The organism is Shewanella sp. S1-49-MNA-CIBAN-0167 (genome assembly GCF_040310145.1).
Classification (GTDB): Bacteria; Pseudomonadota; Gammaproteobacteria; order Enterobacterales; family Shewanellaceae; genus Shewanella; species Shewanella psychromarinicola.
In genome coordinates, this window is record NZ_JBEOPO010000527.1 from 1 (window position 1) to 231 (window position 231).

Here is a 231-nt window from a genome sequence, read left to right on the forward strand (position 1 = left end):
GTGCAATTACGCAGCCACCAAGGTGTAGACGCTGGGCTGGTTTATGACAAATACGAACCCGGTGTGCTGTTATGGTTAGAAAACTTCAATCAAACCGATAACAATGTGTCAGAACATCCTGGAAAAGGGTTAATTGGCGTGGTCGATGCAGACCAAAATTTGATTGGCAGTCAATCTACTGATGTGCAAATTCGCGATGCAGCATTTAGCTTATTTGCTCAAAGTTCATAC

General features: G+C 43.3%; 1 protein-coding gene. It reads left to right on the forward strand.

Annotated elements, in window-relative coordinates:
• Positions 1-231: hypothetical protein (locus tag AAEZ00_RS22285; protein ID WP_351090235.1), on the forward strand; the 231-nt coding region annotated here is incomplete at both ends.